The sequence below is a fragment of the Bacillus sp. FSL M7-0307 genome, assembly GCF_038627835.1.
Classification (GTDB): domain Bacteria; phylum Bacillota; class Bacilli; order Bacillales; family Bacillaceae; genus Bacillus; species Bacillus altitudinis.
The window spans coordinates 3,399,823-3,424,727 of the sequence record NZ_CP152023.1 but is presented as its reverse complement, the minus strand read 5'-3'; the positions used below and the strand labels follow the sequence as shown (position 1 = coordinate 3,424,727).

General features: G+C 41.4%; 32 protein-coding genes. 21 read left to right on the top strand and 11 right to left on the bottom strand.

All coding sequences use genetic code 11. The features are described from left to right. Window positions 1-6: 6 nt before the first annotated feature. The 14 genes from MHI41_RS17535 (at window position 7) to MHI41_RS17470 (ending at window position 10,742) form a co-directional block, all read left to right on the top strand. The gene (locus MHI41_RS17535; RefSeq protein ID WP_282833307.1) at window positions 7-885 is read left to right on the top strand and encodes a prephenate dehydrogenase/arogenate dehydrogenase family protein; all 879 of its coding nucleotides are present in this window, start codon (window positions 7-9) and stop codon (window positions 883-885) included. 43 nt (window positions 886-928) lie between these two features. Continuing rightward, window positions 929-2,263, top strand: coding sequence for a TRAP transporter large permease subunit (locus MHI41_RS17530; protein ID WP_050826709.1), 1,335 nt, complete (start codon window positions 929-931; stop codon window positions 2,261-2,263). A 13-nt stretch (window positions 2,264-2,276) separates the two neighbouring features. Next, window positions 2,277-2,543, top strand: a complete 267-nt coding sequence (locus MHI41_RS17525; RefSeq protein WP_327878511.1) for a hypothetical protein — start codon at window positions 2,277-2,279, stop codon at window positions 2,541-2,543. 170 nt (window positions 2,544-2,713) lie between these two features. Further along, a complete protein-coding gene (locus MHI41_RS17520) occupies window positions 2,714-3,112 on the top strand; it encodes a DUF5082 family protein (RefSeq protein ID WP_342494358.1) in 399 nt (132 codons plus the stop codon). A gap of 4 nt (window positions 3,113-3,116) precedes the next feature. Further along, complete coding sequence (locus tag MHI41_RS17515) at window positions 3,117-3,395, top strand: YwqI/YxiC family protein (protein WP_008343583.1); 279 nt, start codon at window positions 3,117-3,119, stop codon at window positions 3,393-3,395. 11 nt (window positions 3,396-3,406) lie between these two features. Beyond that, window positions 3,407-5,077 carry a T7SS effector LXG polymorphic toxin gene (locus tag MHI41_RS17510; RefSeq protein ID WP_342494357.1) on the top strand — a complete coding sequence of 557 codons (1,671 nt, stop codon included), beginning with the start codon at window positions 3,407-3,409 and terminating at the stop codon, window positions 5,075-5,077. Window positions 5,078-5,092: 15 nt separating this feature from the next. Continuing rightward, window positions 5,093-5,455: a hypothetical protein gene (locus MHI41_RS17505; protein ID WP_017360093.1), complete on the top strand. Its 363-nt coding sequence runs from the start codon at window positions 5,093-5,095 to the stop codon at window positions 5,453-5,455. A 28-nt stretch (window positions 5,456-5,483) separates the two neighbouring features. Continuing rightward, window positions 5,484-5,756: a hypothetical protein gene (locus MHI41_RS17500; RefSeq protein ID WP_017368246.1), complete on the top strand. Its 273-nt coding sequence runs from the start codon at window positions 5,484-5,486 to the stop codon at window positions 5,754-5,756. Window positions 5,757-5,821: 65 nt separating this feature from the next. Next, window positions 5,822-6,097 carry a hypothetical protein gene (locus tag MHI41_RS17495; protein ID WP_242731205.1) on the top strand — a complete coding sequence of 92 codons (276 nt, stop codon included), beginning with the start codon at window positions 5,822-5,824 and terminating at the stop codon, window positions 6,095-6,097. A gap of 32 nt (window positions 6,098-6,129) precedes the next feature. Then, window positions 6,130-6,525: an SMI1/KNR4 family protein gene (locus tag MHI41_RS17490; protein ID WP_242731203.1), complete on the top strand. Its 396-nt coding sequence runs from the start codon at window positions 6,130-6,132 to the stop codon at window positions 6,523-6,525. Window positions 6,526-6,761: 236 nt separating this feature from the next. Next, window positions 6,762-7,607: a lipoate--protein ligase family protein gene (locus MHI41_RS17485; protein WP_216099204.1), complete on the top strand. Its 846-nt coding sequence runs from the start codon at window positions 6,762-6,764 to the stop codon at window positions 7,605-7,607. Window positions 7,608-7,646: 39 nt separating this feature from the next. Then, window positions 7,647-8,132, top strand: a complete 486-nt coding sequence (locus tag MHI41_RS17480; protein ID WP_050826706.1) for a tetratricopeptide repeat protein — start codon at window positions 7,647-7,649, stop codon at window positions 8,130-8,132. Between the two features lie 103 nt (window positions 8,133-8,235). Further along, window positions 8,236-10,512, top strand: a complete 2,277-nt coding sequence (locus MHI41_RS17475; protein WP_342494356.1) for a glycosyltransferase — start codon at window positions 8,236-8,238, stop codon at window positions 10,510-10,512. Next, entirely contained in the window at window positions 10,509-10,742 is a 234-nt protein-coding gene (locus MHI41_RS17470; RefSeq protein WP_008343557.1) for a DUF5970 family protein, read from the top strand. The genes MHI41_RS17475 and MHI41_RS17470 overlap by 4 nt, the downstream gene beginning before the upstream one ends. 35 nt (window positions 10,743-10,777) lie before the next feature. Here MHI41_RS17470 and MHI41_RS17465 read toward each other — a convergent pair whose 3' ends face one another. Further along, on the bottom strand, window positions 10,778-11,578 hold the full coding sequence (locus tag MHI41_RS17465; RefSeq protein ID WP_056704187.1) for an RsfA family transcriptional regulator: 801 nt from the start codon (window positions 11,576-11,578) through the stop codon (window positions 10,778-10,780). Window positions 11,579-11,820: 242 nt separating this feature from the next. On the opposite strand from MHI41_RS17465, the gene MHI41_RS17460 reads away from it, so the two are divergent. The 3 genes from MHI41_RS17460 to MHI41_RS17450 all read left to right on the top strand — a co-directional run bounded on the left by MHI41_RS17460 (window position 11,821) and on the right by MHI41_RS17450 (window position 14,045). Next, window positions 11,821-12,042 (top strand): DUF1450 domain-containing protein, encoded by a 222-nt coding sequence (locus MHI41_RS17460; RefSeq protein ID WP_003215259.1) that lies wholly within the window; start codon window positions 11,821-11,823, stop codon window positions 12,040-12,042. A 170-nt stretch (window positions 12,043-12,212) separates the two neighbouring features. After that, on the top strand, window positions 12,213-13,514 hold the full coding sequence (locus MHI41_RS17455; RefSeq protein WP_007497716.1) for an HD domain-containing protein: 1,302 nt from the start codon (window positions 12,213-12,215) through the stop codon (window positions 13,512-13,514). Window positions 13,515-13,544: 30 nt separating this feature from the next. After that, window positions 13,545-14,045 carry a YwgA family protein gene (locus MHI41_RS17450; protein WP_007497715.1) on the top strand — a complete coding sequence of 167 codons (501 nt, stop codon included), beginning with the start codon at window positions 13,545-13,547 and terminating at the stop codon, window positions 14,043-14,045. A 104-nt stretch (window positions 14,046-14,149) separates the two neighbouring features. Here MHI41_RS17450 and MHI41_RS17445 read toward each other — a convergent pair whose 3' ends face one another. From MHI41_RS17445 to ssuE, 8 genes are read right to left on the bottom strand one after another with little or no spacing between them, the layout of a single operon-like run. Continuing rightward, on the bottom strand, window positions 14,150-14,893 hold the full coding sequence (locus MHI41_RS17445) for an amino acid ABC transporter ATP-binding protein (protein WP_144683422.1): 744 nt from the start codon (window positions 14,891-14,893) through the stop codon (window positions 14,150-14,152). Then, window positions 14,890-15,600, bottom strand: coding sequence for an ABC transporter permease subunit (locus MHI41_RS17440; protein WP_342494355.1), 711 nt, complete (start codon window positions 15,598-15,600; stop codon window positions 14,890-14,892). Before MHI41_RS17440 ends, MHI41_RS17445 begins: the two co-directional genes overlap by 4 nt. A 16-nt stretch (window positions 15,601-15,616) precedes the next feature. Next, window positions 15,617-16,459, bottom strand: coding sequence for a transporter substrate-binding domain-containing protein (locus MHI41_RS17435; RefSeq protein WP_076821293.1), 843 nt, complete (start codon window positions 16,457-16,459; stop codon window positions 15,617-15,619). Window positions 16,460-16,476: 17 nt separating this feature from the next. Continuing rightward, on the bottom strand, window positions 16,477-17,238 hold the full coding sequence (locus MHI41_RS17430) for an amino acid ABC transporter permease (protein ID WP_008343545.1): 762 nt from the start codon (window positions 17,236-17,238) through the stop codon (window positions 16,477-16,479). A 13-nt stretch (window positions 17,239-17,251) separates the two neighbouring features. Next, a complete protein-coding gene (locus tag MHI41_RS17425; RefSeq protein WP_008343543.1) occupies window positions 17,252-17,815 on the bottom strand; it encodes a GNAT family N-acetyltransferase in 564 nt (187 codons plus the stop codon). Window positions 17,816-17,849: 34 nt separating this feature from the next. Beyond that, the gene (locus MHI41_RS17420; RefSeq protein WP_342494354.1) at window positions 17,850-18,104 is read right to left on the bottom strand and encodes a glutaredoxin family protein; all 255 of its coding nucleotides are present in this window, start codon (window positions 18,102-18,104) and stop codon (window positions 17,850-17,852) included. Continuing rightward, window positions 18,104-19,129, bottom strand: a complete 1,026-nt coding sequence (locus MHI41_RS17415; RefSeq protein ID WP_019743233.1) for an LLM class flavin-dependent oxidoreductase — start codon at window positions 19,127-19,129, stop codon at window positions 18,104-18,106. Before MHI41_RS17415 ends, MHI41_RS17420 begins: the two co-directional genes overlap by 1 nt. Beyond that, complete coding sequence (ssuE, locus tag MHI41_RS17410) at window positions 19,113-19,664, bottom strand: NADPH-dependent FMN reductase (protein WP_046526744.1); 552 nt, start codon at window positions 19,662-19,664, stop codon at window positions 19,113-19,115. The genes MHI41_RS17415 and ssuE overlap by 17 nt, the downstream gene beginning before the upstream one ends. A 150-nt stretch (window positions 19,665-19,814) precedes the next feature. On the opposite strand from ssuE, the gene MHI41_RS17405 reads away from it, so the two are divergent. Next, window positions 19,815-20,699 (top strand): LysR family transcriptional regulator, encoded by an 885-nt coding sequence (locus MHI41_RS17405; RefSeq protein ID WP_008343536.1) that lies wholly within the window; start codon window positions 19,815-19,817, stop codon window positions 20,697-20,699. A 39-nt stretch (window positions 20,700-20,738) separates the two neighbouring features. Here the strand turns inward: MHI41_RS17405 and MHI41_RS17400 are convergent, their stop codons facing one another. Then, window positions 20,739-22,067 carry an LLM class flavin-dependent oxidoreductase gene (locus tag MHI41_RS17400; RefSeq protein WP_025208149.1) on the bottom strand — a complete coding sequence of 443 codons (1,329 nt, stop codon included), beginning with the start codon at window positions 22,065-22,067 and terminating at the stop codon, window positions 20,739-20,741. Between the two features lie 374 nt (window positions 22,068-22,441). Here MHI41_RS17400 and MHI41_RS17395 point away from each other — a divergent pair, with 374 nt between their 5' ends. Further along, window positions 22,442-23,254, top strand: coding sequence for a zinc-dependent metalloprotease (locus MHI41_RS17395; RefSeq protein WP_035389836.1), 813 nt, complete (start codon window positions 22,442-22,444; stop codon window positions 23,252-23,254). A 52-nt stretch (window positions 23,255-23,306) separates the two neighbouring features. Here the strand turns inward: MHI41_RS17395 and MHI41_RS17390 are convergent, their stop codons facing one another. Beyond that, window positions 23,307-23,492: a 2-hydroxymuconate tautomerase gene (locus tag MHI41_RS17390; protein WP_008343530.1), complete on the bottom strand. Its 186-nt coding sequence runs from the start codon at window positions 23,490-23,492 to the stop codon at window positions 23,307-23,309. A 113-nt stretch (window positions 23,493-23,605) separates the two neighbouring features. On the opposite strand from MHI41_RS17390, the gene MHI41_RS17385 reads away from it, so the two are divergent. Next, the gene (locus tag MHI41_RS17385) at window positions 23,606-24,262 is read left to right on the top strand and encodes a site-2 protease family protein (RefSeq protein WP_234781042.1); all 657 of its coding nucleotides are present in this window, start codon (window positions 23,606-23,608) and stop codon (window positions 24,260-24,262) included. A gap of 12 nt (window positions 24,263-24,274) precedes the next feature. Next, entirely contained in the window at window positions 24,275-24,793 is a 519-nt protein-coding gene (locus MHI41_RS17380) for a YwhD family protein (RefSeq protein ID WP_272511209.1), read from the top strand. Window positions 24,794-24,905: the final 112 nt, after the last annotated feature.

The window sequence follows — 24,905 nt, the reverse complement described above, 5'->3', positions numbered from 1 at the left end:
TCTGTGATGAGGATAGGCTTTATCGGATATGGAGAAGCAGCATATGAGCTGTCAACGGGATTGAAAACAGAAGGATTAAATCAATTTTATGCGTATGATGTCCTATTAAAAAATGAGAAATTAGCTGGCTCATTGAAAGAAAAAGCATCGCAAACAGGCGTTCAATTAACGAGCAGTATTAGCGAAGTCATTGAGAAATCTGATCTTGTGATTGCAGCTGTGCCAGCGAATAAAACCTTAGAAGTGGCACAATCCGTATCGGGAAGTTTGAAAAAGAATCAATTATATGTAGATGTATCGGCATCAACACCAGACATCAAAAAACAAGTAGCAAACGAAATTGAAAAGCAAGAAGCTCTATTTGTAGATGCCGCCATGCTAGGGCCTCTTCCAATCAACAAACACAAGGTTCCGATCACGGCAAGCGGCAGTGGAGTTGACCAATTCATGAAAGTAATGAATGCTTATGGCATGAATATCACAAAAATTAGTGACCAGCCAGGAGATGCTTCGGCACTAAAGCTAATCAGAAGCATTTATATGAAGGGGATTGTCGGTCTCTTGATTGAATTTTTGGAAATTTCCAAAAAATATAATGTGGAACATCAAGTGATTTCTTCACTAAGCGATACAATCGATAGCAAAAATTTTGAAGAGACCATGAACCGTCTTGTGACAGGGAGCGCATTGCATGCAAAAAGACGGGCGGTTGAGCTGCTTGGCTCTATTGAAATGCTAGATGAAGCAGAGATTGATGCCAGCATGTCTCGGGCAGCACAACAGAAGCTTGAGAGATTAGCAGACTTTCACTTTGCTGAACGATTTGACGGGGTAAAACCTGCTAGCTGGGAAGAAGTCATTGACGTGATGCAGCAAGGGGAATAAATTGTAAGCGTTTTATTTAATGAAGGGGAGGCGAAGAAACGATATGGGTTTTATTGCGTTGATTGTGTTCATAGCTGTCATCATTATATGGAATGTTATGGTGAAACGGAATATGGGAGAAGCCATGCTACTAGGCTTTATTGCAACCACATTATTTGGCGGATTGGATGCGTTAAGACTTTTCTGGGATGGTTTAATATTTGCATCCACATATGAGGTGCTTTATGCAGCTGTCGCATTTGTATTCATGGCCTATTTAATCGAAAAGTTGGAATTAATTCATGCACTCTTACGAATCCTAAATTCGGTTGTAGGCAAACTTCCTGGTGGAGCGGCTTATATGAGTACGTTAGGTTCAGCAGTGTTAGGCGCTCTTTCAGGTTCAAATTCTGCAAACACAGCTGCGACTGGCTCTATCACGGCCTCTTGGATGATTAAATCCGGGTGGAGCCGGACCCATACGGCCACGATTCTAGCAGGGAATGGCGGACTTGGAGCGGCACTGCCTCCGAACTCTTCCATGTTTATCATGCTTGGGTTTGCACCAGTTGCCGCCCTTGTATCTGAGGGAGATTTATATATTGCCCTTCTAATAGGAGGACTGTATCAAGTCGTATACCGATTTATTTTGGTGTATCTTCTGGTGAAAAAGAATAAAATTCAGGCCATGCCGCCAGATGATATTCTTCCTTTCTGGGAAGCGGTAAAACAAGGGTGGAAGTCGATCTTTATTTTTTTCGGTGCCTTGATTCCTATCATGATCACCATTGGTCCGTTTGCAAACTACTTAAAAAGTAATCCAAACATCGGACCGGAGGCAATGGATCAAATTTCTTTAATTACGTGGATTCCGATTCTCATGATATTAATTAGTCTAACAATTGGAAGAAAAAAGGCGTCTGCACTTGATTGGTCTCAGTTTTTCAAGTCGGCTATTCCTAAGTTTACAACGATCGGAGCCTTGATGCTGTTTGCGGTGGCTGCTAGTCAAGTGCTTGCAGAATTAGGGCTCGCAGATGATTTGACGCAAATCACATCAGTACTTGCCATTCCGAAATGGCTCATGGTGCTCATTGTGGGTGTTCTTGTCACACTGGTGGCAGGCCCTCTATCTTCAACAGCGACATTAACAGCAGTTGGACTTGTCTCATTTTCAGCTTTAATCTCAGTTGGAGTGGACCCAGTTGTGGCTGTAGTTGCCATTCTTGCTTTTTCATCAACTGAAGGCGCTTCCCCGCCTGCATCAGGGTCCATATTTATCGCTTCTGGTCTTGCAGGGGCCAGACCAGAAAAAACCTTTATCCCACTGATCCTCTATTATATGCTTCCGATCGTTGGCATTGGCTGGCTCATTGGAATGGAGATACTTCCCGTATAGAAAGGAGAAACAGATGAGAGTATTGATGGAATTCTTATTTAAAGTGCTGCTTGTCCTATTTCTAACGTCAGGAACGTTGTTGGTATTCGGTCAAATACTAGGAATACTCTTGCAAAAGGGAGATATGATCATTGCAAGTACGAACCTATTTAAAAACCCAACACTGGTGTTAAGTGCCTTTTTTAGCCTTGTCGGGTTTTCACTCCATTATATACCTGAGAAGAAAGACGCTGCATGTAACGATCATGACTCAGCATCAGTTGGTGAGACTTTAAAATAACCATCAAAAGCTGGATCCTATCGAAGGATTCAGCTTTTTTATGTGAATTAGGTATAAAAACCCAATACATACGATTCATTTTTTAGTGAATTCGTTTTCAATCATATGCCTCTTGTGCTAGTAAATGGTAACATAACGGAGGACTATTTGAGGAATAGAGGTGTTTGACGATGTCTGGAGCTATCATCGGTTATACAACAGCCTTGTATTCGTTAAAGGCAGACATATCCATAAAAAAAGAACAAATCATAGAACTGAGCATATGCCGAAAAGAAGTGAAAGAGGCAAAGTCTGCTCTGGCAGATGCTAACAAGAAAATGACTCATCCAGATCTGACATCACATACATGGTTTGGCCATCTCGCAGATACGTTTGATGACATTCGAGACGAGATGGCATCCGCCAGTCAAGAGATAAAAAGTATACAGCTGACCAATCTATTGAATCGAATTGATGAGAAAATCAGCGACTTAAAATCAGAGATCCATTCATTAGAACATGAAATTCATTCGGTTGAAAGAAAAATAGAGAAAGAAAAACAGAAACAACTGGAAGAAAAAAGAGGGTAGTCACATGAGCAGAGAAATTAAAATAGATGCCAGTCAGGTCAAACGAGTATTACAGCATGCAAAACAATCAGGCGCTCAAATGAATGCAACACTTCCAACAACCATCAAAGGAAGAAATCAGCTCCTGACGGCAGACACATTAGAAAAAATCAATCAGCAGCTGAACGAATTAAGTACATCCTATATAGACATTCTTCAGAAACAACTTGTACAAACAGAACAAGCGGTGAACACCATGATCGAAACGGACAAGGCGCTTGCTTCCAGCAGTAAAAGAAAATAAAGGAGAACGTAATGAAAACCCTTGATGCTTTTGCGCTAATAAACGGAATTGACCAAACGCTGAATACATTAAAACAGCAATCACAACAGATTAGCTCCATAGAAAAACAAATCCAACAGATCATCTCACTTGATGGCGCACTAAAGGGAGAGGCAGGACAAGCCATCCGAGCATTTTATACAGAATGCCATATTCCTTTCTTGCAATTCTTTCAGGTTGTCATTGAGGAATACAGTTCTGCGCTCAAACAAACAAAACAGGCACTTCATGCCCTTGAATCAAATCAACACGGTTTTATTTCACAAACATTCATCGAACACGAACTTGATTCAGGTGTAAAAAAAGCGGAGCGAGCGATTTCTGACATCGTTTCAGATGTGAGCCAGGCGATCGGCAGGGTCAGTCATATCGTTCACTTGCCTCATGTAGACGAGTCTGCTTTTCAACAGAGCTATCAAAAAGCGTGGCTTGAGGCATCCAGAACCATTGGACTGCTCCATGCCTTTGACAGAGAACAAACAAGTGCTATGAACGAAACAACAAGTGCATTGCAAACAATGAAGCAATACATCAATACTTTAAGCACCATGTTCACTGGTCCAAAAATCGACATCACGAGCTATCAAAAAGGATCTATTTTCAAAAATGGAAAAGAAGAAAAAATAAGCAGCACCATCAGTGGATTGAATGACAAAATAGACAACACGAAAGAAAACCCGATGATGATCATGCTGAAGAAGCTGAGAGAGAAACAACAGGCGAATGTGGAGACGGTTGTTCGGGACGAATCTCATAAAAACATTAATCAACAAGTCACAGCAAACGATCCATCACTTACGACATTGCAAAGGGAAGCTGTGAACGGGAAAAACAAGATTCATAGAGACATCAGGGTCATAAATGGTAAACTATACAACGTCAAAGGCATTAAAAAATTAAAAGAATTCGATATAGCAGATGAAGTCGTCACCGACTCATCCGATATTGATTTTATTGGCGGTCGATACACCGTTTACGCCAATAAACAAATCATCCGAACGTATATCGCAAACGGCGAAGTTAGAATAGAAGAAGTAGACAAAATCCCAGAAAGCCGGAGCCGAGGCAATGCGAAACGCATATTAGACGGTGAAGTTGTCTCAACAACCGAAAACATCATCCTAGAATACAGCGGAATCTATGACGGTTATCGAGCCTTCACCGGCAAAGACCCAGAAACCAGCAAAAATATTAGTAGCACAGAACAAGCTCTGTCCGCAGCTTCTATTATCCCATTTATGAAAATCATTAAAGGTGGGAAATATGTCTTTAAGATTGATCAAGGGAAGAATGTGGTGAAGAGGGTTGAGAAGACAAGAAAGGGTACGGGTGAACTGATTAAATTCAAAGGTGATGAAGCTATTATTCATTTTGAAAAGCATAGTAAAGAGATAATGGGTGCAATGGGCAAAAACAAATACAATATTAAAAATTATCTTGAAGATGCAAATCACCTTATTCAGAAGGGACAATATGTACCAGAACTGAATGGATATGTGAGAATTGTTGGTGGAAAGGGAAGTGCAAAATACGGATTTGTTGGGCTCGATAGAAAAACAGGAAATATCACCACATTTCATATAAAATCGGTTAAAGAACTTTCTAAAAAAGCACCAAGTTTAGGGATAAAAACAAAGAAGTAAAAAAGGGTGATCGTATTGAAAATAAAAAAAATAAACTGGATTTCACAAGAAGCCTCAGAAGCTGAAGTGATTGTAACAGATGGCGAACTGGAAATAATGTGTTTTGCTCAACCATTAAATTACCTTGAAGAAAATGAACTATTAGAACCTATTTATTGTTTAGACGTGTCAGACTTAGTGAAAGCTGAATTGTCAGAGTATAGAATTGAAAAATTAGATGATAATTTCAGTTATAGTTTTTTAGGACAATTAATTGATAAGCGTGATGAAAAAGTGAAGGTAGGCGGACTTTTATTAGAATTAGATTACAATATACCGGGAGATATAAATGAAGGCGATTTTATAAGTTTTAATTGTCAACGGTTAGATATTTATTAGTATGAGCCAAAGTCTTAAGGAGCATTAAATGCACAAAAAACAAGAACTAACAAAACAAATCCAAACGGTCATCAACATCCTAGAAAAAGAATATTCGCAAGAGATCAATCAAGGTGTACTTGAATTAATATATAGAAGATACAAGAATGCCCAAAGAATCATGCAAGCCAATGATGATCTCCAAAAAGTCTTTATCATTGGCGGAGTTAGGGCTTACTTGGATAGTCATAATGATTATCTAAATCCATTTTTAGATGAATTACATAAAGCGGAAAGTCTACTAAAAGAATTGTTGTATTGATTATATAGTGATAGGTAGAAGTCTTTGTATTAGAAAGCGATACAAAAACACAGAAAGGAATTCGTATGAATCAGAAAAAACACATCAACAAAAAAACAGTCAATTGGCTATTAAGCATCAGTGTTCTTCTCGTCATTGGGACAGCTTTTATGAGAGGGGTTTATGTCCCACATGCCGGTTCGGATTATCGAGGTTTTCCCATTGATTGGCTAGTCCTGCATTCAAATTATGGTGCTGAATTTCTATTTTTAGGTTTTATACTCGATGTCATCATTTTCTATTTTCTATTAAAGGTGCTCCTGCGGGTGTATAAAAGGATTATGACAAAATCAGCTGAATAAACGCTAGTTCAACCTTTTAGGAGGCGTTCAAAATGATTCATTTTTCTCAGATTCCCAACCTGGTCATAAACAAACCAGCAAGTGACATACATATCAAAGAGGCAGAAGCTGAACTAAATATGATGTTTCCTCATGCTCATCAAGTCTTACTGAAACAATCAAATGGATGTTCCATTGGAGGCGACCTGCTTTTATACGGAACTGAAGACATAGTGGAACGCAATAAAACATGGGAAGTCCATCATTATGCAAGCGGCTATGTAGCCATTGGTGACGATGGCGGCGGGCGAGTATTTCTTATGCGGCAGGCAGAAGAGGAGCAAAAAGTGTGGATTGTCGATGCTGGTGTGATGGACCCTCAGCATGCGGAATTGGTGGCTGAAGACTTGTTAAGTTGGGTAAGTCACGGCTGTTGCATAGAAGTTTAGTCTATTAAGGAGATGATCGATTTGCCGTGGAACACATTGATCGCTGCGGGCCTCGTGGTTGGGGTTCCTGTCGTTTTGATTGCAGCTGTTTATTTCATCTCGAAAAGGAAGAACAAGAAAACCAAAGCATCCAGTTGAAAAGCTCTGTGACGTTCCTTGTCATAGAGCTTTTTTCTCTCTCATTCTCCCTCCATGTTATAATAAACACAGTTTATGAACGAGAGGATATGCAGGACATGAAAAATGAACCTATTGAGTTATTGACGCAGCCGACATGGCGAATCATAGATCAATCGAGCCTTGGTCTCTATGTAGACCCAAAGCAATCTTTTGCGATGGATGATACGCTTTGTGCGTCGGTCGGGAAAGGACTCTCGCCAGCGACAGCGCGTTCTTGGGTGCACCACAATACGATCGTTCTTGGGATTCAGGATACAAGACTTCCATTTCTCCAAGATGGTGTAAAGCTTCTTGAGGAAGAGGGATATCGCGTGATTGTGCGCAATTCAGGCGGTCTTGCTGTGGTGCTGGATGAAGGCGTACTGAATGTGTCTTTAATCTTTGCTGAACAAAAGAAGGGCATTGATATTGACCGAGGATATGATGCGATGGTGGAATTGATCCGCCGGATGCTGTCGCTGTATGAGGTGGACATTGAAGCCTATGAAATTGTCGGCTCTTACTGTCCAGGTAGCTACGATTTGAGCATCAATGGAAAGAAATTTGCCGGCATTTCTCAGCGTAGATTACGCGGAGGGGTCGCTGTGCAAATCTATTTGTGTGCAGATGGAAGCGGCCGGGAACGAGCTGATTTGATTCGCCGTTTTTATGAGGCGGCCTTAAAGGATAAACGGCATGAGGTGAAAGCGGTATTCCCTGATATACAGCCTGATACGATGGCATCCCTATCAGAATTAACTGGAAAACCCATTGACTGTGCGCTTCTCATGCGTCTTTTACTAGAAGAACTTCAAAAGCTGAGCGAGCAACTGACCGCTTCAGGGTTGACCACCGAGGAACAGCTGGAGTTTGAGAAAAACATGACGCGGATGATTGAGCGGAATGAGAAAGTGTTCTCGTAAACATATCTTTCCAGCCATCTTGAAAATAGGGGTGATGTGATGGAAACGAAACTTCTGAAAGCGATTGAACTTCGAGAAAGTGGACAACTTCAAGAATCCAATGACATGCTCATCCGTCTTGTAGAAAAGTATCCAGATCATGCCTCCATTCACTATCAATGTGCTTGGAGTTATGATGTGTTAGGGAAGGAAAAACAAGCTGTCTTTTTTTATGAGAGGGCGCTTGAGCTAGGTTTGTCTTCAGAAGAAAGAGAAGATGCTTTTTTAGGATTAGGAAGTACATACAGAACCTTAGGGGAATATGAAAAGTCAAAACAGATATTCCTCCATGCGATGGAAGCTTATCCGCATAATAAAGCCATTCAAACGTTTTATGCCATGACTTTGTATAATTTAAATGAACATAGCAAAGCAATGGAAATATTACTGAACTGTTTAACTGAGACGACAAACGATCCTGCTATTTTGAGTTATCGAAAGGCCATTGACTTTTATTCAGATCAGTTAGATCGATTGTGGAAATGATTTATATAGAAATGGAGGGGCAATGTTATGAAAGAATCCCCTCCTTTGCTATGACATTTTATATGTGATAGTCCTTTATGACATAAGAAAGAAGGAAAATGTTTTGTCATTCATCACCACGTATTACCCGCTGTTTATGCTTTGTATTTTGTCTCTTTTGTATATGATATATCGTATCCAGCCAATGGCTTCTACTGTGAAAAAAATCATCATTGTGCTATGTGTGTTAACAAATGCTGCCTATATTTGCTGGCGTCTCTTCTTTACATTGCCGCATGAAGGTACTTTTAATATTGTCATGGGCATTTTGCTTGTTGCCTGTGAATGCATTGGGTTTATCCAGCTGCTTGTGTTTTATACACTTGTTTGGAAGCCTTCAAATCGGAAACAAGTCATGATCAGTGATCTTGAAAGGCTGCCAACAGTTGATATTTTCATAGCTACATATAATGAACCGATTGAGGTGCTGAAACGCACTGTTGCAGGTTGTTTGAATCTCTCTTATCCGAAGGAAAGCGTTCAAATTTATTTATGTGATGATGGCAATAGGGAAGCTGTAGAGCAGCTTGCTTCTGAGTTTGGTGTTCATTATCTGACAAGAACAGATAACAGATTTGCTAAGGCAGGTAATTTAAATCATGCGATGTCTCAAACGGATGGAGAGCTGATTCTGACACTTGATGCAGATATGGTCCCTCTTCCTTCCTTTTTAGAAAAAACAGTGCCCTATTTTCATGATGGAGCAACTGCGTTTGTTCAAGTTCCACAGGCGTTTTATAACGAAGATCCTTTCCAATATAATATGTTCTCGAAAGATCGAATTCCAAATGAGCAGGACTTCTTCATGCAAACTCTCCAAGCTGGTAAGGATCGGTTTAATGCCGTCATGTATGTTGGGAGTAATACGGTATTTAGAAGAACGGCATTAGATGAAATTGGCGGATTTGCTACTGGAGTGATTACAGAAGACATGGCAACAGGAATGCTTCTCCAGGGGAAATTCAAATCTGTGTCTGTCGGAGAAGTATTAGCCGTCGGTCTGGCACCTGAAAGCTGGCTTGATCTGTTAAAGCAGAGAGATCGCTGGTCGAGAGGGAACATTCAGTGTGCCCGTAAGTTTAATCCTTTGAAGGTGCGCGGCTTAACGATTATGCAGCGCGTTCTTTATTTAGATGGCATTGTGTATTGGTTTAACGGTTTGTTTAAAATGATTTATATTCTCACACCGATTTTGTTTTTATTGTTTGGTATTCAAAGTTTCTGGGCAGATTTCCAGTCCGTTTTCATGTTTTGGCTGCCGGCGTTCTTTAGCTCGTATTTAGCATTTAAACTTGTGTCGAATCAAAAAAGAAGTATGTTTTGGAGTCATATTTATGAAAGTTCAATGGCATTCCACTTAGCTGGTGTGGCACTCAGTGAACTGTTCTTGAAGAAACGTGTTGAATTTCTGGTGACACCGAAGGGAATTCAAACGGACAAAAGGCATTTTCATTTGAAAACGATGATTCCCCATCTGATCTTCTTGCTGCTCTCATTGCTTGCCCTTGTGAAAATAGGTTACGATGTGAAGGTAAATGGGACGATGAACGCTGATCTCATGTTGATTAATATTTTTTGGGTGCTTTATAACGGTGCAGGCTTATTCATGGCACTGCTTGTGGCGTTTGATCGACCGCGTTACCGGAAATCAGAGCGATTTGTCATTGAAAAAGAGGGGCATCTTCGTTCTGATCATCAAGATCAGTCTATTGCTTGTTTTCTACTAGATATGAGTGATTCAGGTGCGCGTCTATCCATTCCATTGGACCAAGCGTCTTCTCTTTATCAAGGACAAACGCAATTATTTTTTTCAGAGAATGAAAGTGTGGCGTGTGACGTGGTTTGGAGCTATCCAGAGGGAGACAAGCTGATGGTTGGTGTTGCTTTTACTGACACACAAAAATCAGAGTATTTATCACTGATCCGTTTCTTATTCACACGAGAGCATGTAGCGATGACGGATCGTGAGAAAAAATCGTATGCTGTTCGGACGTTTCTCCGCTTTTTAAGAGAAACGGAGAAGGTACCAAAGGCTCTGCGTCGCAAATGGATGAGAAGGCCATTGCAAGGTGTGACAGGCACGATCGCCTATGAGGACAGACTAGAAGAGAAGATGCCGGTGATCATACATGATATCAGTTTATCTGGGTGCAAAATTGAGTTTGAAGATTCAATTGAATTAAATGGGAAAGTGCTGATCACCATTGACACAGAATCTCTAACGGATCAGCCGGCGATTGCGATTTGGACATCACAAAAACGCAGACGTACAATGGCCGGACTCAAGTTTGTTCAGCCTGAAATCAAGCAGATAGAAGAAAGAGAGGGAGTGGTTTCTTGAAATCCAAAAATGGCGGTTATCTCTATTTATTATGGCTTCCTGTCATCATAGGAGCCGGCTACGGCATTTCGCTTTTCGTGCCGTTTCTTCAACCTGTACTGACGCTTGGTATCGCAGGGCTTTATATTTTTATCTTTGGTGATTTTCAGGTGAGGCAAGTTAGGTATATTTTTATGTTCGTCTTCTTGATCAATGTCCTTTTTAGTGTGATGCTATTTTTGGATATTTAAAAAAGTGCTTCCCGCAGGTGGGGAGCACTTTTTGCTTATTCTGCCATTTTTTCAAGGTTGCCGTTCCGGTCCATTTTAAAGGTTGGTGCGGCACTGTCGTCCTCTTCAAACAAAACTAGTTTTCTTGCACGGTTCATGATTTTGACGAGTGTTTCATAATCTTCTTGAATGGTGAGCTGATCCTTTTCAAGCTTTTTCACTTCAGCTTCTAGCTGCGTGACTTTATGTGAAAGTTCGTTGTTTTCTCGTTTTAACCGGCTGTTTTCCATCCGTAAGGCAGATGATTGCTGTCCATCGCCTTCATAGCGGCGTAAGAAATCAATGATATCCTCAATGGTTAACTCTTGGCGCTGCCCAAATGGATTGGCTTCTGGCTTTTTCTCTGTCACTTGAGAAGCCTGTGACAATAAATGTGATAAACTAGCTAACTCTTCATTGTAGCTTTGATCCACAAACTGAAGCTGGTCGGCTGTTTCGGCTGCAGGTGCAAACGTTTCTTCTTGCGCAGGTTCCAGTTCTTGAGAGAACTCTTCCTGTGTGATCGTTTCTTCAACTTGCGGCTGATAGAGCAAACGTTTTTTCGCAGGCTGTCCATTGCCGAGAGCACGCATGCGTTGTTTACGCTGTTTTTTGGCAAGTGCCAATGCTTTTTCATATTGATGCCTCACGACAGCATTCCATCTAAATCCGCATGCCGCTGAGGTACGGTTTAGCTTGTCTCCAACTTCTTCAAATGCGTTCAGCTGTGTACTGCCCTCTCTGACGTGACGTAAGACGGTTTCTGCCAGAAGGAGATCATTTTCCTCTGACCAAGCATCTTGTCTTTGTTTTGACATGTGTTTAAACCCCCATAAGATTTGATGGTATTAGATTAGCCAAGTTGAAGAAGGTTTATACAAGTTTGCTAAAAGGATAGTGGAAAATACTAGCTTTTATGTGAATACGTCTCTGTGCTGACAATGCTTCTTGCAACTCCAGTCGCTTCGATGTACAATGTTGGGTGGTATATTATTCACTCTTAGTTGTCCAACTGTTTCATATAGAATGAAGTTTCATCATTGAAAGGAAGCGTAAGAACATGGCTAATGAGTTTCGCGTATGTGACGATTGTGATGCGACGAACCTAAAAACGTTATTGCCTCGACTTAAATCGGTTGACCCTGATGCAAAAATTGAGATTGGCTGTCAATCGTATTGCGGTCCAGGACGAAAAAAGGCTTTTGCGTTTGTGAACAATCGCCCATTATCCGCACCAACAGAAGATGAGTTACTCGAAAAGGTTCAAAAAAAAGTCAAATAAATGTCACTGAATGTGTTCAGTCGACCTAAAAAGAGGTCCGTCCCTGTCAGGTCGGGCTTTTTACGTCCGTTCAATCTATGAGAACACATTCGCCAGCAAATTCAAGGATGTTTTCGGGAAAAGTTACCCGATATAATAGAAACACGTCTTAAAAAAAGAGGGACGAAACGATGGCGTATCCAAAAGGGAAATTATCCGAAGAAAAGGTATTTAAAGATCCTGTGCACCGCTATGTTCACGTACGGGATGCATTGATATGGGATTTAATCGGAACGAGAGAGTTCCAGCGCCTTAGACGAATTAAACAGCTAGGCACCACTTATTTAACGTTTCATGGGGCAGAACACAGCCGATTTAATCATTCACTCGGTGTATACGAGATTGTCAGACGAATTGTGGATGATGTGTTTAAAGGAAGACCCGAATGGGATGAAGGGGAGCGTGAGCTTGTACTGAGTGCCGCCCTGCTTCATGACCTTGGACATGGTCCGTTTTCTCATTCCTTTGAAAAGGTCTTTCATTTAGATCATGAATCGTTTACAAGAGATATCATTTTAGGGCAGACGGAAGTAAATGAAGTGCTGCGCCGGGTCAGTGACGATTTTCCAAAGCATGTAGCAGAAGTCATTGCCAAAACGTATCAAAACAAACAGGTGGTCAGTTTGATTTCAAGTCAAATTGATGCCGACCGAATGGATTACTTGCAGCGTGATGCTTACTATACAGGCGTCAGCTATGGTCACTTTGATATGGAACGTATTTTACGCGTGATGCGTCCAAGAGAAGATCAGATTGTGATGAAACAGAGCGGGATGCATGCCGTAGAGGATTATATTATGAGCCGCTATCAAATGTACTGGCAAGTGTATTTTCACCCAGTGACCCGCAGTGCGGAGGTCATTTTAACAAAAATCCTCCATCGTGCAAAAGAGCTGCATGAAACTGGCTACATTTTTACACATGCTCCGGTTCATTTTTATTCAATTTTTGAAGGAAATGTCACCACAGAGGACTATATTAAGCTGGATGAATCCATTGTCTTATTTTATTTTCAGGCGTGGGAAGATGAAGAAGATCACGTGCTGGCTGATTTGTGCCGCCGTTTTATGAACCGCCGTTTATTCCAATATACAGAGTTTAATCCAAACGAAGAAATGACGAAATATTTCAAGCTGACTGCTTTGTTCAAAGAAGCAGGAATTGATCCTGACTATTATTTAGTGGTCGATTCTTCCTCTGATTTGCCTTATGACTTTTATAGACCGGGCGAAGAAGAAGAGCGGCTGCCGATCCACCTTTTGACGCAAAGTGGTCATATTAAAGAACTGTCGAGACAGTCAGATATTGTTGACGCCATTTCCGGTAAACGAAGAACCGATCATAAACTTTATTTCCCGATGGACTTAATTGTAGATATGTCGGAAAAAGCTGAAGAAAAGAAGGCGATCATGAAGCTGCTTGGATTGGGATAAGGAAGTACTGAAAAAGGAGATGTCGGGAATTTGTTGAAAGAGCATGCAAAGTTGATGAAGGTGTTCTCTGAATCTGGGGAAATCGTTGGACGGAAGAAGCTGCAAAAAATGATTTACATAGCAAAAAAGCTAGATTTGCCTTTTTACGAGAAATACGATTTTCATTTTTATGGTCCCTATTCAGAGGAGTTGACGCTCAGAATTGAAGAGCTGTGCAACCTTGGATTCTTGGACGAAATGAAGGAAAAAAAGGGCGGATACTATCAATATCGTTATTCGCTGACGGACAATGGGAAAGAGTTTCTCGATCAGTGTGAAGTGGACATGCCTGACCTCAAAGTGCTGACGCAGCAGATGAATGAGCAATCGTCTCGTTTTCTAGAGCTTGTCTCAACGATTTTATACTTTGATGATCTGCCAAAAGATGAGGTAAAGGAAAAGGTCTTCACCATTAAAAGCAAGCAGCGCTATACGGACGAAGAATTTGAGGCAGCCCTTGCGTATATTGATCAGTTGAAGGAATTGAACTAACGACAAGAACCAGTTTGTGATAGCCAATGGCTAGAACAGACTGGTTTTTATTTTGCACGCATATAGAAACAGAAACAAGTCGACCTCATGGATCGACTTGTTTTTTAGGAATGATGATAAGAAAATCTTGCTAAAAATTGTTTCGTCCGTTCTTCTTTCGTCTGTTCAAAGACTTCTTCTGGTGTGCCTGATTCGACAATCACACCATCTTCCATGAAAATGACCCTGTCGGCAATATCATAGGCAAAGCTCATCTCATGCGTGACGATGATCATGGTGACGCCTGTTTGTGCCACTTGTTTAATGACGTCAAGTGTTTCACCTACAAGCTCGGGATCTAAAGCGGAGGTCGGTTCATCAAACAAAATGACCTCGGGATTCAATGCAAGTGCTCTTGCAATGCCTACTCGCTGCTGCTGTCCGCCAGATAATTGATGCGGATAGGCATCTTTTTTCTCTAGTAACCCTACTTTTGTGAGCAAATGGAGGGCTGTGTCATAGGCTTGGTCTTTCGGTTGTTTACGGGCAATGACTAAGCCTTCCATGACATTCTCAAGTGCTGTCTTATGAATAAACAGGTCGTATTGCTGAAAGACCATGGCTGTTTTTCTGCGAATTGCTAGAATGTCTTTCGGTTTTGCTTGATTGAATGTGACAGTGGTCTGATCAATGCTGATTTCACCTTGATCCGCACGCTCAAGAAAATTTAAGCATCTGAGAAATGTTGATTTCCCAGAGCCGCTCGGACCTAAAATGACAACGACTTCGCCTTTTTCCACCGTTAAATCAATTCCCTTTAGAATCTGGTTTTGACCGAATGCTTTATGCACTTGTTTGATGTGAATCATGCGAACCGCCCCCTTTTACTTTTGTGTACATATTTCTCATATCCAGCAGTGATGGCTTCAATAGAGGCACACAAAGCCCAGTAAATAAGGGCAACAGCAATGTATGCTTCAAGATAACGGTAATTCACATTGGCTTTGATTAAAGCGCCGTTTAAAATATCGACCACAGACACCATAGAGACGAGAGAAGAGGCTTTGATTAAACTGATGAGCATGTTGTTCAGTAAAGGAAGAGAGATGGGAAAGACTTGTGGAATGATCACTCTTCGCAACACCTGCCTGCCTGTGAAACCAACGGATAGAGCGGCATCAAATTGACCCTTTGGGATGGACGCAAGAGAGCTTCGAAATATCTCTGATAACCCGCTGACGGCATATAAAGAAAGGGCGAAAATGGCAATCCATCGTCTATCTAAATCGCTAAAACGGATGGGCAGCGAAAGAGATGCAGCCAATTGATCGAGCGAATCGGAAAAAATAAGATAAGACACGAGCAAGATTAATACAACAGGAATGGCTTTGAAAATCGCCACAAACCATTTGAACAATGGAGACAATATAGGCACTTGATAAAAACGAATAAGGGCAATGCCAAAGCCAAACACGGAGCCGAATAATAGCGGGAGAAAACCTAATAGCAGCGTCGTTGGCAAATAATGAAGTGCGGCTACAAAGGCCTGAAACATAAAAGCAACGTCAAAATCCACTCAGATCGCTCCTTTCTTATGATGTAGTAAAGTCTCCGCCCAATATTTTTTTAGACAATTCAGCGAGCTTGCCGTTATCAATCAGTTTTTGCAGGGCTTGATCAATGTCCTTTTGAAGTTTTGTATTGTTTTTTTGGTATAAATAATACGTTTTAGATACGTTTACAGGCTTTCCGGATGTCACAAGATGAGCATTGAACTGTTTGTTTAGCTTATTGACGTCATACTTTGTGAGTAAGGCAGCATCGACCGTGCCATTCTGCAGGTTTTTGACTAAAATTTCGTTCCCGCCATCCCCGTAGACAATGTCAATTTTCCGATCATGCTTTGCGTTATATTGCTCTAGCAGATAAGCGAAATTACTTCCTGTAGAGGTGTGCACTTTGTGTCCAGCTAAATCGTCCAGGCTTTGAAAGTCATGACCGGATGCTTTATTCACCACCACATAACTTGTATAATCTGTATAGCCAACTTTTCCAAATAGATATTTCTTCTGACGCTCGTCATTGATTTCATATTGGTGTGCAGCGAGATCAACTTTACCGGCATCTAAAGCAGGCAGAATATTTTTAAACTCAAAGGATTCATATTTAAACTTATATTGTGGTAGCAGCTGATCCACTTCATCTAATACAGCCTTCTCGTAGCCTGTTAATTTGCCGTTTTCATCTAAGTAAACGAAGGGCTGATAGGCGTTCCCTGTCCCAATGACGATTTCTTTTGCATCTGGGTCATTATTGTTTGCTTCTGCTTTGACTTCATCCGATTGCTCATTATTTCCGCAGGCGGCAAGGAGCAATGAACCAAGTAGAAGCAGACCGATGATGTAATTATTACTGAATATTCTGTTATTTTTCATGTAAATTCCTCCCCAGTTTATTTTGCACGTTTTTCTACAGTGAAGGCCGCTTCGGCTCTTTTTAAGGGAAGCAATGCCGTCTGACGCTGTTTTTTTGTTTTCGGTGTATTGATCCGTTTTTCCAATAGGTCAAATGATTTTTCTAACACCATACTTAAAATGATAAATATAACGGCAGCAATAAAGTATCCTTCTAATACGCGATAGTATAAAGCCCCTAATGTTTGAACCTTTCCGATCATGTCCATCACACCTAATGTAAAGGCGAGGGAGGTATTTTGTAATAAGTTGACAATGGCCACGCCGATATTAGGAAGGGCGATTCTCCCTGCTTGAGGAATAAGCGTTCTTCTATAAATCTGCCATTTCGTCAGTCCAATCGAGGCGGCCGCTTCATATTGAGATGCTGGGACACTCGATAGGGCAGATCGGAATATTTCTGAAAAATACCCAGCTGTATTGAGTCCATATGTAATATACAGAAAGATCAATTTGTTCCACATGGAGATATCAAGCCCAATTGTTGCAAGCACACCAGGCAGGCCATAAAACACAATAAACATTTGAACAAGGATAGGTGTTCCGCGAATAAATGAGACATAAATTGCACTGAGCTGATGCAGGATGGGAATACGCTCAATTCGAAAATAAGCAAGAATGAATCCAAGAAAACTGCCAATCAAAGTGGCAAATAAAACGATCAGTAAGGTTGTTGGAAGGGCTGACAATACTTTAGGGAAGAGTGTGACGACATACTCCCATTTGAAAAACTCCCCCATGTTGAATCACCTCCTATGTTGAAGTCGTTTGGACTTTTTCTTCTGAGGGCGGTGCGCCTAATATGGCGGCATCGAACCGTTCAGGGATGAGGACTTTATACATTAATACACCTAAGTCGCCATTATCGGCTTCACGTTCAATATATGCTGTATAGCCCTTTCGTTCGTACATCTCTAGAAGCCAGGGGTGTTTCCGGCCAGAAGTGCCTAGTGTGTATGCTGGTGCTTTAAATGTCTGCCGGAGCAAGGTGTTTTCTACATAATCGAGCAGCTTATTTCCAATCCCTTGACCGGCTAAATCAGGAGCTGTGGCAAACCACCAAACAAATGGATAGCCTGAAACCGGTTGAGTGCTCTCCCATGGAAAACGTATGGTGATGGTTGATATGAGCCGCCCGTCTCGTTCTAACACAACAGCAACGGATTGTTTGATGTTTTCTGTGACCATTTCAAGTGTGGCGTTCGTGGATGGCCAATCAATGCCCATTTCTCCTAGCGGTTTAAATGCACTGGACAGCAATTCTAGAAAAGCCGGTGCATCTTCTTCGGTAGCGATGCGAAAAATATCTCGACTCATGACAAACCTCCAATCAAAAGGGTAGTGTGTAATGTCAGCTCAACGCTTTTCGTAAAGTATCGATATCTGGATTCAGAAATGCTTGATACACGTGGGAATCACGGCTGATTTCTACTACTGGCACGTAACGGACGCCGTATTTTTCTTCTAAAATATTTCTGTAATGATCATGCTCTGTTACATCAATGGTTGAATAAGTAATATGCTGTTCGTTGAAATAGGACTGAATGTCCTGACAAAAGCTGCATCCATTTTTGCTCCATAAAATGATTTTTTGATTATTTGACATTAGACGCTCACCTCTTGGTTTATTTGTTTTTTGGCTGTTAGTTCATGATCAAATGCTTCTTTTAATAATGTGATAGACGCTATTCTTGCCTCAATGTCTACAATCGGAGATAGCACAATGAACTCGTTGATCTCATATGTCTCGGCTAGTTCAGTCAGCCGGTGATGAACGGTTTCTTTTGTGCCAGCGGTATAACCGGTTTTTTGAACGTGAATGTTGTAGTGTTCCTTGTTTGTTCCTTTCACCAGCTTTTCTGCATCTTCTAGTGACGTCACATTAAGCTTTCTTCCATCGGAAAAGGAGACCTTTACTGTTTCCTTTTGCTTGATGTACGAGAGGGCTTGTTCGTGGTCTTCTGCTACAGATACGGTGATGGCGAGAAGAAATTGCTGGTGCGTGTTCTGTGTCTTGAATTTTTGAAAAGTCTCTCTTGCTTCTTTTAATAATGCGTCATCCCCGTTAATAAAATAGGCAAACACAAAGGATATCCCAAGTTTTGCTGCGAATTCCGCGCTCTCAATACTGCCGCCTAGAAGGAACATGTCGGGTGATACGCTAGGAATTGGCTGAGCATTTAATTCATTTGCTTGTTCAGTAAGATACGTTTTGAGATCCACTAATTTTTGAGAAAAGTCTTTCCGTGACGCTTGATAATCTTCCTGAAGCGCTTGTGTCGAGAGGTTCAACCCTCCCGGTGCTTTCCCAACGCCTAAATCGACTCTGCCAGGCGCTAGTGATGCCAGTACATGAAATGTTTCAGCCACCTTAAACGGGCTGTAATGCTGAAGCATGACACCGCCTGACCCAATTCGCAAATGGTTCGTTTTTGCTAAAAGATAACCAGCGAGGGCTTCAGGGGATGATCCTGCCACTTGAGAATTATTGTGATGTTCAGACACCCAAAACCTGTGATAACCAAGCTGATCTGCTGCTTCAGCCAATCTGACAGTATGCTGAATACCCGTCTCTGCTTTCTCGTTTTCACTGACGAGGCTTTGATCAAGAATACTAAGGGTGAGCGACATTGGCTGTTCCTCCTATTAGACTTTGATATTGAGATAGTGCGAGGTTTAATCTGTTTGTGGCATCTGGATCAAGCACATAGCTATCTGAATCCTGCTTTGAGACCTGTTGATCGACAACATACACGCCAGATTGAACGACGGTTGCACCGAGTTGATGAATGATCGGTTTAAGTGCATATTCAATGACGAGCAAATGTCCGTATGTTCCTCCTAAAACACAGGGAAGAACGGGTTTCCCTTGTAACGCTTTCTGGGGGAGTAGATCTAAAAAAGTTTTTAAAATACCGGAAAAAGACGCTTTGTAGACAGGTGTTAACACAATGACACCGTCGCTCTCATTCACAAGATCAATGGCTTTCACAATGGCTTCGTTTGAAAAATCTGCTCCTATTAAGGCGCCGCTAGGAAGCTGGTGGACTTGAATGACATGAACATCAATCCCATGTAACGCCAAACGATGATGGATATGTTGCAGGACACCGGTTAACCGAGATTGGACGGAATGCCCGCCTGCTATAATCGTTACTTTTGCCAATTCGTCTCCTCCATTTCTGATAATTCCTTCTAAACAACTTGGAATAGTTGATAATATAAATTATAATAAGGCAAACCAATAGAAAAGTATAATTAGTAATCATAAATACACGATTCAGATATTTAAAATATAGGGAGAAGAGGGGTTTTCATGGAGATTCGAGCGATACGCACCTTTGCCACGATCGTGAAATACGGAAATTTTTTAAAAGCAGCAGAAGCGCTGAATTATTCTCAGCCAACCATCACTTTGCACATCAAACATTTAGAAGAGGAAATTGGAGAGAAGCTTCTAGAAAGAGGGAAGACCTTAAAGTTAACAGCATCAGGACAGCTTTTTTATGAAAGAGCCAATTCTTTACTCAATGAATATGAGAAATTGACGAAAACACTCCAAGATTTAGAAGTGGGCATTGCGGGGTTCATTAGAATCGGTGTTTCTGAGCCTACAGCCAGCTTAGAATTTCCTGCACTTATTGCAGAATTCAAGGAAAGGTTTCCGAATGTAGAATTTTCTGTGCAAGTAGCGGATGCGAATACGTTGAGTTCCTTACTTTCTCATGATGAGATTGATTTTGCGATTTGCGGAGCACCAGAAGCTTCGATGGAGAATAGCTATAAGCCTCTTTTTCAAGATGATATCGTGCTGCTCGTCCCGTCTTCCCATCGATTAGCGGAAAAAGGGGTAGTGGAGGTGACCGATTTAAAGGATGAGACCATTTTATTCACGCCACACAATTGCCCCATCCGTATTCAAATCGAACAACAAATCGTCGATGTCATTGGGACCAATTACAATAAGTTAGAGATTACGAGCAGCATGTCCCATAAACATTATGTTCAGGCTGGATTAGGTGTCTCTCTTTTTACACGAACTGCTCATTCCTTTACCCTTCCAGGCACCAAGGTATTAGAAATAAAGGGCATTCATGTTTCCCCGCCAGTTGGTCTATTGAGGAAAACAAATGATTCGCCAGGAAGAGCCGTACTTCAATTCATTGATCTCATCGAAAATCGACTGCATCAACCAACATGAAAAGAGGGGGAGCCTTTGAGCTAACCCCTCTTTTCATGTTTATTTCACGGTTTGTTTAAGAAACTGATTCTTCTTAATAGGCAGACCCAAATTTTCACGAAGGGTATGAGCTGGATAATTCGGGTCGTAATATCCTCTTTCTACTAATATCGGAATGACGTGTTCCGTCCATTCAGATAAACCGCTTGCTAGAATAGGCGCGCCAAAAATAAATCCATCTGCGGCATCTTCTTCGATCCATTGGATCAGCTGGTCTGCCACTTGTTCATAAGTTCCGAAAAAAGCACTTTTGGGAGTGGTCACTCGTAGAGCGACTTCTCTTAAGGTCAAGTTTTGTTCTTTCGCCATTTTTTTAATCGATTCTGTTGTGGATTGAAAGCTGTTTGAACCGGCATCACCGATATCAGGAAATGGCTCATCAAGTGGAAATTGACTGAAGTCCAAGTGATCAAAGAACCTGCCCAGGTAATGAAGGGCTTCTTCAATAGAGACCAGATGTTGAATGGCTTCATATTTTTCTTCTGCTTCTTCGACTGTTCTCCCTGTAATCGGGTGGATGCCAGGGAAAATTTTGATATCAGCTGGATTTCTGCCCAGCGCTGCGGCTCTATTTTTCACGTCGCGGTAATATGCTTTCGCCTTCTCAAGTGAGTCTGCATTCGTAAATACTGCGTCCGCTTCTTTTGCGGCTAGATCCTTTCCTGCCTCTGACGCACCTGCCTGAAAAATCACGGGCTGACCTTGTTCAGATCGTTCGATATTCAAAGGACCTTTGACAGAAAAGTGTTTGCCATGATGGTTTAATGTGTGCAGTTTATCCCGATCGAAGAAAACCCCTGTTGATCGATCTCTTATAAAAGCATCCTCTTCCCATGAGCTCCATAGGCCGTTCACTACTTTTAAGTATTCTTCTGCAATTTCATATCGAAGTGAATGGCTTGGATGCGGACGAATGATGTGATTTTCAGCAGAGCCTTCAAGTGGGGAAGTCACAACATTCCATCCGGCCCGGCCTTTACTTAATTTATCTAGGGATGCAAATTGCCGTGCAATGGTAAAGGGCTCACTGTAAGAAGTGGATACGGTGCCCACAAGTCCAATCTGTTTTGTGACCGCTGCAAGAGCGGATAAGATGGTTAATGGTTCAAATCGGTTCAAGAAATGAGGAATTGAATGTTCATGAATATATAAGCCATCTGCGACAAAGACAAAACGGAAACCCGCTGCTTCTGCCTTTTTTGTCATTGCTTGATAATAATCAATGTTCACACTTGCATCTGCTGGAACGGATTCATCCTTCCATGCATTCATATGACCTCCTGGACCATGTAACATTAATCCAAATTGTATGTGCTTTTTTTCAGACATGTGGATCGTCCCTTCTGTTTTGAAGTAGCATTGTTTTTATGTTCTTCATCATAAGGGAGAATCGCAAAGAAGTATAATTCGTATCAGTAAAGTCTGACTTTATCTTTTCTAATATCAATTTTTTCTTCTTTATATGGTGTGGCTGGGTCTATGACATCATTTTAGAAAAAGGCGGATGATTACTATGTAAATGACCCAGACCAAAAGTGCTGTTTTTTGATGAAATGTGTGTCAAAATATCCGAAAAATTAGTGAAAATGACATGATTCGACTTTCTTCCTGTATATCAAATTCCCTGTTTTTTACTGAATAGAAGGAAAATGGTGAATTTTCAGTGAATATATAACTTTGTGAAAAACAAAGGAGGGATAGGAATGAAAAAGCGTTCAGTCTTTTTGTCATTTTTATTGGTAGGTAGTTTGTTACCGGGGGTAAGTTCAGCTTCAGCACCAGTTGCAAGTGCAGGTCATGGGCATGATCATGGTCATGCGCCGTTCGAAACACATATTAGTGAAGGGTTGCCAAAGGCAAACGATTTTAAAGATTTGACGAAGGCACCTCCTATTGAAAGAGATGTGACAACAAAAATTTTAGACGAGTCTGGTAAACAGGTAGGGTCTAGAACCTTTAAAGCAAATACAGGAGATTCGATTTCAACAAAAGCTAGTACAGGCAGTCAGAAAGTGACCGTCTATGCAGTAGCTGATGCGCAGTATCGTGCGAAATATAGTGATTGGCAGACGCGAATTGTCAGCATCATTGAGCAAGCGGATGTGACATTTAACCGTGATCATGATGTGGACTTTGTCGTACAAGCCGTAGGGTCTTGGACGTCTTCAGGATCAAATGCATCACAAATTTTGTCTAACCTTCAGCGCAGCTTTGATGGCAGAGGATACGATTTTGTCACAGGATTTACAGCAAATCCAAACTTTGATGCTGGCGGAATCGCTTATGTTTACAATAGTGCACCGAGCGGAAGTGCATTCAGCGTCAACCTTGATCAAGGAACAGCGAATACAGCAAAAGCGGCTACACATGAATACGGCCATAACTTTGGTTTGCCGCATGACCCTCAAGGCAGCGGAATTGTCTGCTTAATGAATTATGATTATTCTTACACTGTCGATTACTTCGATGCGGCTCATAAAAATCAAGTGAACCGTAATAAAGCTTGGTACAGATAAGGTAAGAGACAAAAGGACAAACACCGAAAAAGTGTTTGTCCTTTTTATATGCTTACAGGTCGCTCATTCGCTTTCCTGCTACAGCATAATGTTCTTTTTTCATTTCTTCAATAATGACAGAGACTTTTTCTGCACCTGCGCCTGTTGTTTCAACAACGGCATCTGTGACTTTCTCCACAAGAGCTCTTTTCTGCTCATCTGTTCTTCCTTCAAGCATTTGAACGGTGATAATCGGCATGATGGCAACCTCCTTTTTCCTGTAGTGCTACGCTTCCCTTTAGTTTAAGGGACTTCTTATAGTATACTGAATGAAGTAAATCATTGTATAGAAAGAAAGAGGGATTCATGCCTTTGGACCAATTTCTTGTTTATCCATTAGAACTGATTCCATATGTCGCCATTACGCTTGTTGTGGCTTTTACGATGCACGAGCTGGCGCATGCATATGTTGCGTATCGTTTTGGAGATCCGACAGCTAAAAATCAAGGCAGACTGACGCTCAATCCATTGAAGCACCTTGATGTTTTCGGGACGATCTTGATCTTTGTGGCTGGGTTTGGCTGGGCGAGGCCTGTACCTGTGAATCGGTACCATTTCAAAAACCCGCGCTTAGCAGGAATCTGCGTCTCGATTGCTGGCCCATTAAGTAACTTGGTGTTGGCGTTTCTAGGCTTTTTTGTGTATGTGCTTCTTCAGAAATTTGGCGGGGAGTCGCTCATGCGCTTTGAGCCGGGGATCGATTATTTCTTCCAAATCTTTATTAACTTGAACGTGATTTTGTTCCTATTTAACTTATTACCGATCCCGCCGCTGGATGGATATCGTATTATTGAGGATGTTGTCAGTCCCGGCATCCGTGCAAAGATGACGCAATTTGAACAGTATGGAATCATCATTTTCCTCATCTTCGTCATCACGCCGCTAGGTCAGTTTGTTTTTGGTCCATTGATCGGAATGCGTAATCAAATTATTGACTGGTTTAATCTTATTTTGAAGCCGCTGCTTTAGGAGGTTTAGTGAATGGAAGGTAAAAAGAAGAAACCAATTGGTTTTAATATCATTAAAAAAACAGATGCAACGGATGGGCATGGAGGTTTTGGGGCAGGTGCCCTCAGCCTTGATAATATCTCGCCAGTGATCATTGATGTGGAGGAAAAGGAAGCCGTCATTGATATTGGTGCGATGCATGCAAGAAGTGCAGTCGAAAAAGGAATTAAATTTTTAAAAACCAAAGAAGAGGTACCTAACGGAAAACCGTATTGGCTCGTATGGGTGACGATTGACCGTAGAGAAGAGGGACCATATTATGCTGGTGTCACAGCTTGTGAAATGACGGTTGACCGCTCGATCCGCAGAGGATATAAATCACTTCCTGAGCATGTGAATTTAATGGATAAATCCATGAAGCGTAAAATCGTTGTCAGTCATATGGATGATGGTTCGAAAAAGGTGCTCGCTGATTTCTTGAAGAGTCACAATGAGGCGTTATGGGAAGCATCCACAGATGAATTAAAAGAAGGATTGGCTGCTCCTGAGTAATTGTGAAATTTTTGTGAAGAATGATGAATGGATACCAATTCCAAGCGTTTTTTCAGTAAACTGGTGTTAAAGCTAGGACATGGAGAATCCCGAGATGCAGATCTCGGGGTTT

Excerpts from the sequence above, each read along its gene's own strand:
- MHI41_RS17535 (WP_282833307.1), top strand. The coding sequence starts at position 7 with ATGAGGATAGGCTTTATCGGATATGGAGAAGCAGCATATGAGCTGTCA.
- MHI41_RS17530 (WP_050826709.1), top strand. The coding sequence starts at position 929 with ATGGGTTTTATTGCGTTGATTGTGTTCATAGCTGTCATCATTATATGG.
- MHI41_RS17525 (WP_327878511.1), top strand. The coding sequence starts at position 2,277 with ATGAGAGTATTGATGGAATTCTTATTTAAAGTGCTGCTTGTCCTATTT.
- MHI41_RS17520 (WP_342494358.1), top strand. The coding sequence starts at position 2,714 with ATGTCTGGAGCTATCATCGGTTATACAACAGCCTTGTATTCGTTAAAG.
- MHI41_RS17515 (WP_008343583.1), top strand. The coding sequence starts at position 3,117 with ATGAGCAGAGAAATTAAAATAGATGCCAGTCAGGTCAAACGAGTATTA.
- MHI41_RS17510 (WP_342494357.1), top strand. The coding sequence starts at position 3,407 with ATGAAAACCCTTGATGCTTTTGCGCTAATAAACGGAATTGACCAAACG.
- MHI41_RS17500 (WP_017368246.1), top strand. The coding sequence starts at position 5,484 with ATGCACAAAAAACAAGAACTAACAAAACAAATCCAAACGGTCATCAAC.
- MHI41_RS17495 (WP_242731205.1), top strand. The coding sequence starts at position 5,822 with ATGAATCAGAAAAAACACATCAACAAAAAAACAGTCAATTGGCTATTA.
- MHI41_RS17490 (WP_242731203.1), top strand. The coding sequence starts at position 6,130 with ATGATTCATTTTTCTCAGATTCCCAACCTGGTCATAAACAAACCAGCA.
- MHI41_RS17485 (WP_216099204.1), top strand. The coding sequence starts at position 6,762 with ATGAAAAATGAACCTATTGAGTTATTGACGCAGCCGACATGGCGAATC.
- MHI41_RS17480 (WP_050826706.1), top strand. The coding sequence starts at position 7,647 with ATGGAAACGAAACTTCTGAAAGCGATTGAACTTCGAGAAAGTGGACAA.
- MHI41_RS17465 (WP_056704187.1), bottom strand. The coding sequence starts at position 11,578 with ATGTCAAAACAAAGACAAGATGCTTGGTCAGAGGAAAATGATCTCCTT.
- MHI41_RS17460 (WP_003215259.1), top strand. The coding sequence starts at position 11,821 with ATGGCTAATGAGTTTCGCGTATGTGACGATTGTGATGCGACGAACCTA.
- MHI41_RS17455 (WP_007497716.1), top strand. The coding sequence starts at position 12,213 with ATGGCGTATCCAAAAGGGAAATTATCCGAAGAAAAGGTATTTAAAGAT.
- MHI41_RS17445 (WP_144683422.1), bottom strand. The coding sequence starts at position 14,893 with ATGATTCACATCAAACAAGTGCATAAAGCATTCGGTCAAAACCAGATT.
- MHI41_RS17435 (WP_076821293.1), bottom strand. The coding sequence starts at position 16,459 with ATGAAAAATAACAGAATATTCAGTAATAATTACATCATCGGTCTGCTT.
- MHI41_RS17430 (WP_008343545.1), bottom strand. The coding sequence starts at position 17,238 with ATGGGGGAGTTTTTCAAATGGGAGTATGTCGTCACACTCTTCCCTAAA.
- MHI41_RS17425 (WP_008343543.1), bottom strand. The coding sequence starts at position 17,815 with ATGAGTCGAGATATTTTTCGCATCGCTACCGAAGAAGATGCACCGGCT.
- MHI41_RS17420 (WP_342494354.1), bottom strand. The coding sequence starts at position 18,104 with ATGTCAAATAATCAAAAAATCATTTTATGGAGCAAAAATGGATGCAGC.
- MHI41_RS17415 (WP_019743233.1), bottom strand. The coding sequence starts at position 19,129 with ATGTCGCTCACCCTTAGTATTCTTGATCAAAGCCTCGTCAGTGAAAAC.
- MHI41_RS17405 (WP_008343536.1), top strand. The coding sequence starts at position 19,815 with ATGGAGATTCGAGCGATACGCACCTTTGCCACGATCGTGAAATACGGA.
- MHI41_RS17400 (WP_025208149.1), bottom strand. The coding sequence starts at position 22,067 with ATGTCTGAAAAAAAGCACATACAATTTGGATTAATGTTACATGGTCCA.
- MHI41_RS17395 (WP_035389836.1), top strand. The coding sequence starts at position 22,442 with ATGAAAAAGCGTTCAGTCTTTTTGTCATTTTTATTGGTAGGTAGTTTG.
- MHI41_RS17390 (WP_008343530.1), bottom strand. The coding sequence starts at position 23,492 with ATGCCGATTATCACCGTTCAAATGCTTGAAGGAAGAACAGATGAGCAG.
- MHI41_RS17380 (WP_272511209.1), top strand. The coding sequence starts at position 24,275 with ATGGAAGGTAAAAAGAAGAAACCAATTGGTTTTAATATCATTAAAAAA.